The sequence below is a fragment of the uncultured Oscillibacter sp. genome (genome assembly GCF_950073225.1).
In the GTDB taxonomy this organism is placed as follows: Bacteria; Bacillota; Clostridia; order Oscillospirales; family Oscillospiraceae; genus Oscillibacter.
This window is the reverse complement of record NZ_CATMPS010000036.1, coordinates 21,746-27,745: the sequence shown is the minus strand read 5'-3', so window position 1 is coordinate 27,745 and position 6,000 is coordinate 21,746. Positions and strand designations below refer to the sequence as shown.

General features: G+C 45.7%; 6 protein-coding genes. 4 read left to right on the top strand and 2 right to left on the bottom strand.

Features of this window, described 5'->3' with window-relative positions; genetic code table 11:
* Nucleotides 1-514 precede the first annotated feature (514 nt).
* From Q1M04_RS13650 to Q1M04_RS13635, 4 genes are all read left to right on the top strand, one after another.
* Nucleotides 515-898 carry a hypothetical protein gene (locus tag Q1M04_RS13650; RefSeq protein ID WP_300448275.1) on the top strand — a complete coding sequence of 128 codons (384 nt, stop codon included), beginning with the start codon at nt 515-517 and terminating at the stop codon, nt 896-898.
* 715 nt (nt 899-1,613) lie between these two features.
* A complete protein-coding gene (locus Q1M04_RS13645) occupies nt 1,614-2,108 on the top strand; it encodes a recombinase family protein (RefSeq protein WP_300448272.1) in 495 nt (164 codons plus the stop codon).
* A 93-nt stretch (nt 2,109-2,201) separates the two neighbouring features.
* Complete coding sequence (locus tag Q1M04_RS13640; RefSeq protein WP_300448269.1) at nt 2,202-2,780, top strand: hypothetical protein; 579 nt, start codon at nt 2,202-2,204, stop codon at nt 2,778-2,780.
* 30 nt (nt 2,781-2,810) lie between these two features.
* Complete coding sequence (locus Q1M04_RS13635) at nt 2,811-3,551, top strand: HEPN domain-containing protein (protein ID WP_300448266.1); 741 nt, start codon at nt 2,811-2,813, stop codon at nt 3,549-3,551.
* 289 nt (nt 3,552-3,840) lie between these two features.
* On the opposite strand, the gene Q1M04_RS13630 is transcribed toward Q1M04_RS13635, so the two are convergent.
* Both Q1M04_RS13630 and Q1M04_RS13625 read right to left on the bottom strand, forming a co-directional pair.
* Nucleotides 3,841-4,986 carry a site-specific integrase gene (locus tag Q1M04_RS13630; RefSeq protein ID WP_300448263.1) on the bottom strand — a complete coding sequence of 382 codons (1,146 nt, stop codon included), beginning with the start codon at nt 4,984-4,986 and terminating at the stop codon, nt 3,841-3,843.
* 525 nt (nt 4,987-5,511) lie between these two features.
* Nucleotides 5,512-5,958, bottom strand: coding sequence for a transposase (locus Q1M04_RS13625; RefSeq protein WP_300448260.1), 447 nt, complete (start codon nt 5,956-5,958; stop codon nt 5,512-5,514).
* Nucleotides 5,959-6,000: the final 42 nt, after the last annotated feature.

The window sequence follows — 6,000 nt, the reverse complement described above, 5'->3', positions numbered from 1 at the left end:
GAGAGAATCGACATGGACGACAAACTGACAGTCGTAGATGCGCTGATTGATAATATTCGGGTAGGCCGAGGAGACGTGCAGATTACCTGGAAAATCTGACGTTGTAAGCTGATTGTTTTGCTAAGGCGCCAGATTTATCGCGTTTCCGGAATTTTTTGTTCCCACGGTCTGGCTAAAAGATATCGCACAATTTGCACAGAAGAACAATGCGGCTGTCATTGCGGGTCTGCGATATATCAGGAACAAAGACAGGGCATTCAATTGTACGACCATTATCCAGCCATGTGAGAATCACGGTTTTCGCCATGCAATACTGCTGTTTCGAGAAAAAAACTTCTACGCTCCCGAAGAACAAGAGTGCCTTTATAAGTTGGGATATCATGTAGAAAATCCAACTCGTCCCATGTATTATATTATGCATTGGGATCAAATACGATATAGTACGATATTGTGTTTTGAGTTTACAGATATCAATTCAAGAGCCGGATTAAAGTCAAAGATAGACGCTCTATTTGTGCCACAGCTCAACAAAGACACCAACTATTTTTCAAGCATCGTAGAATCAGCTTCTCGTGATCTTCATTGCTTCATTGTTCAAGCCAACACATCAAAATATGGTGATTCGAGAATAACAGGGCCATACAATACGACCCATAAAAACATCGTGCAGATCAAAGGGGGCACCAACGACGTAGTCATCATCGGTAAGCTTGAGCTTGAAGCGGTAAATAGGGCGCGGCGAGAATATAAAGAGAACCGTCAAAAAATTCAAAGGTACTGCTTTGACTGCAAAAAAATCAAAAAAGGAAAATATCCTAACTTTTTTGAGGCCTGTAAAAATTGCAAGCACCGCTCAAAAAAGGCGATCATCAAAGACACTCCAGCAAATTTTAAGTGATAATGCACCCCATCATCGTGTCCGTTCTTTTGCCAAAATAGCCCCATCCCTATCACCAAAATAAGGATACGAAAGAGCATTTACGCAATATGGGACAGTTATAGAATCATGGTTCTTCTTGGGCAAGCAGGACAATACGCAACCGTATTCAATGATCTGGCGATTACCTCTATCGCCGGGGCACATAGCATCTCTGCCCAAATCACCCCGCGCCGGTATCTGCAAGCAGGTAATATCGCCGGTCCCAGCAAATGGCACCTGTTGCGGCAGAGTTTGTATGGGATATTGTCCCCAGAACTTATGTATATCCTCACCTTTTCCCGAGGTTGATGAAAATTTCACGGCAGCCATTTTCCATCTGCAGCGGCCAGTAAGTATATCGTTCCTTGTTTATGGGACCGCAGTTCTGAACTACCTGCCGACCCAGAATATGACCCATAACAGGAAAATTTTCTATGGAAACAATGGAGTTAATTCTGTCAAAGCGTATCTAGCCACTGAACGAACAGTATCAAATGAGGTCGAAAGCGTCTGATTCTACCCCTCAGACAAGCTACGGACCAGAAGGCCGGGGGTTCGAATCCCTCAGGGCGTACCATGATAAGTTGACAGACCGCCAAGGGGTTGGTCTGTCAACTTTTTATATTGAATATATCAAACCTATTGCGCCGCAGTGATTTCACTGCGGTATTTTTATTATTAAAGGAGGATCACAATGAACTCAATTCAAAAAAGTGAAGCAATCAAGAAAGGTCTCCGGAAGGGGTTTCAGGATGGCAGCGCCAAAATGGCCCACCGCAAATGCTATGGATATGAGATTGACCCTGATGGTGAACTGATTATGAATCCCGAAGAAGCCAAAGTAGTGAACTGGATATTTGAACAATACCTTGCCGGTGACAGTCTGGGGAAGATCGCTAAAGGACTGGAACAACAGGGCATCCTCTCCCCCACGTGTAGAGCTAAATGGAATCGGGATGCTATCAACAAACTGCTCTCCAATGAAAAATATACTGGGCGCATACTGCTCCAGAAGACAATCAGCACTGGTGCAGTTCAAATTGAGAATAATGGCCTTATGGAACGGTATCTCTATACCAACTCCCATGAGGCCATTATTTCTGATGAGATGTTCATGGCAGTACAGCAGGAGAAATTCAACCGTTCCAAAGAACCGCAAAGTCAAGTTTCCATGAGGATCATATTCTGAGGTAATGATACTTTTCTCTTCCAAATTCCTACAATCTTTGCTACAATAAACCTTAAAGGTATATTTATTGAACGGAAAATGGGGAGAACAGCTATGAGGGAACTAAAAGATATACTTGACACTCCCTGCAAACTCTTTTGCAGAGGTACACACGCAGATATTCCTTTTGATGGTGTCCTCGTTTATCATAGACAAGATGTGCTATTTATTGGACGGACTGAGTGGGGATTTCACTGTCTGGATATGGATAATGTTCATTTCACTTTATGGGGAAATGTTGGGGCTACCCCAATTACGCTTTTAAATACTCACATAACAACAGATGGTCCTGTTTTTGTCGCTGATGATGGCGGTAAAAATCATTTTATGAAATTTTTGCCGGTAGAGATAATTATTGGTCGCAGATATCAATGCACTGAAAAGGAAATTTTAATCAAAAAAATCTCGGCAAACATTCAAGTTCTAAATAAAATGTTTTCACCCGAACCTGTAGATTTAGTTTACGATTTCTCAAAAGAACAACCTTCACTGGTCAATTACACTTTTCCCACTCCCATTACCGCAACAGATAGTGCGGGTGTTCTATCAATTTATCAGACCATCGGCCTTGGATTCTCTAATAGCAAAGTTGAAATTCCACTGATCCCCTACATTGAATACACTTTTAATTAAGATGTTTCCATAAGGACAGGTATCAGTACGTTGGCGTCTGTTCGCAATCTGTTTTCATTTTTTGCAAATGGCTATATTCCGCTTCAAAATTTGATCTTTTCAGATGAGCAATCACTGCAAGGAGAATTTTGTGACAATGCCATTTACCTCAATTCAACGAATGAGGTTGAGCCTTCGAAAGAGGCCTTTTTAATAACCACTGATGATTTTTCAGATAACTTCAATGAGGTATGGACAAAATGGTGTGAATTTTATTCGAAGAAGTATATTCCTACCTTGTTTTATGAGTTTATTTGCAACAAAAATTTACGGATAAACAGATTTTTGAATTTTGCTCAGGCAATTGAAATTTTCTCTAATCATTATCGAAATAAAGAAGCCAAAAAATTGGCTATTAATAATGGTTGGAATATTAAAACCAATCAACCTCTACCACTGAAATTCCGATTGGAAGAAATTATTACATTCCTAAATGAGTTTTTCTGTTTAAGTACAGAAGAAATCTCACGGCTAGCACAAATTCTAAGTAATGCAAGAAATTTTTTTACACATTATAATGAAAAGAACGGCAATTACATAATACCATCCGTTCAAGAATTGTCGGCAGCAGGTAGGGTCTTGCACTTTATGCTTTTAGCACTTGTTTATCGAGCTGTTTCTTTGGATGATTCCGCCATTAAAAAAGCCATATCTCGTTTTTCTTATGGTACCGTTTTAAATGATATACAGACTGTACTTCAGCAGAAATCAGGCGATAATATGTATGAATAACAAGCAATTACTTAAAATGTACCCAGACAAACAGTGTTGTAACTATAAAGACTTTGATTCATAATGTTCTCTAAAGTCGATAGTATTATGCAAAATATAGCATATATATCTACAATAGGAAGAGAAATCATATAATTAAGGGAAAAATCGATTTTGACCGCTTATTGCAAAGCCGCTGAAATTCTTTGAATTTCAGCGGCTTTGTTCATTCCTCTGCATTTTTTCTGGTAGTTTGATTTTGCGGCTCCAGTTTGACCCAAGCCGTGGCCCATACCAGAGTTCGGAGCAGTCAGGGCTGGAGAGTACCGGAGAGGAAACTGCCCACCGCGTTCGCCGCCTGCTTCTGCATGGAGGTGGTGACGTGGGCGTATGTGTCCAAGGTAAAACCCGCCGAGTAGTGTCCCAGCATAACGGAGAGGGTTTTCACGTCCACGCCGTTTTGCAGGGCAAAGACCGAGAATGTGTGACGGAGGTCGTGAAAGCGTATCCGCTCCAGCCCTGCCCGTTTCAGAGCCCGCTGGAGCATGTGCAGGACGCTGTCCGGAGACATGGGACCTCCGAACGGGGAGGGGAAAACGTACTCGTCTTTCTGCTCCATGTCTTTGAGGATTTTGACGGTATCGGCTCCTATCGCAATATTGCGGTAGGAGTTCTTTGTTTTTAGAGGAGCCTCCACCACCTCGCCGTTCTGACGGAGGATCTGTCGTCGAACGTGGATGATCCCCTTGTCCAGATCAATGTCACTCCATTTCAATCCCAGCAGTTCCCCTCGCCGGAGGCCCGTTGCGAGGTCGATATAGTACAGCTCGAACACGCCGCTGCGTCTCGCCTCCTCGAAGAAGGCACCCAGGCTCTCCGGCGGCAGGATTTTCATTTCCTTTCGTTCCAGTTTTGGCAGAGCACAGCTTTTTGTCGGATTGGCAGGAATCAGACGCTGCCCCACGGCACAGTTCAGGGCGGAGGAAATCATCTGATTGATGTTCCATACAGTCTTGACGCTGAGGCCCTTAGGTTTACTGCGGGATTCCGTACACTCCACCCTGCCGCTCTCCAGCAGATGCTTGTACAGCCGTTGGAGATCCATCGCCGTCAGCTTCTCCAGCGGCAGATCACCAAGGGTGGGGTTGATGTGGTTTTCGATGAAGCCCTGGCAGGTCTTGTAGGACGAGGCCCGAGCTTGAAGTTTGGCGTAGTTCTCCATCCAAGCATCCAGCCACTGACCTACTGTGTAGTGCTCTGTCCGCAGGGGCTGGACGCCGCTCTTCTCAATTGCCAACTTAAGTTTTGCCTTGACTTCCGCCTGGGTCTTTCCCAAGACATTTTTGTAGATCGCTTTCCCGGTCACCGGATCACGGCCCGCAGTGTAGCGTCCCTCCCAGCGGCCATCCTTCCGTTTACGGATACTGCCTTCTCCGTTTGCCCTTCGTTTAGCCATTGCGTATCGCTTCCTATTCAGCGACACACATTACCAGTAACCCCGGTGAATAGCCAGGGATTCAGCGGAGAGTTATCAGAAAGTTCATGGTCTGCGGTAGAAAAAGGCAGAGAGAAAAAGCCTATTCTTTGATTAGGCGGCGCATTTTTTGCGCTGTATGAACTCTCGAAAACCGGTTCTGGTTGGGTAGAGTGACCGCGCCTCCTTCTCCTTGTAGACAGTGGTGCAATCCATGGATGAATCTCCCAGACTTTCCACCCTTGCTGACAACCGCCCACAAAGCCCCAACACAGCGGTTTGTCCGCTGGGGAGGGGTGTATGGAGTTCTCCTCCACAAAACCGCACACAGCGGCTCACAGGCCGAAATGCGGGAGTCACAGGCACTAATGTCATTAAGTTGTCCGCGAAGGAAGAAGCGGCAGAAGATCACAGGATTCCGAAGGAAATCCAAAAGGAACTTATCAGGAAAAAGAGGCAGCAAAAGCAGACGGAGGCAGCTCCGTCAGAAAAAGGACATAGAAAAGGTCAGCGAGCGGAGGCATAGCAGGCGGAAATGCGGTTACCCGTGATTTTTGGCCTTGGGGCGGTGCGCCCAGGGCGAAGTGGGAGCAGTCTTCGCTGGAGGAGCGGGAGCGGATCAGCGGCGGAGCGGCGCAGGAAAGCACAGCAGGCAAAGACAGCGTCGGAGAAATTGACATGACGCTTGTATTTGGCTGTGCCCTGAGACGCGTCCACAGCCCAGGCAGCGGCCTGTGAGAAATTAAAGATGAGGAAACTGGCGAAAACCTCCTGGAGGACAAGGTCCGGCTTCTTTGCGTGAAGATGGATGAGGCCCACGGCGTATTTCAGGCTGCGGAAGGAGGTCTCAATGCCCCAGCGTCTGGCGTAGAGGACCTTGAGGGCGGCGAGGGGGAACCGGTCCGGGTCGAGATTGGTGATAAGGGTTTCCGTATTGCCGCTGTCGGTCTGCAAACGGACAACGCGGAAGGATATTTCGTAGAAATCCAGGCTGCC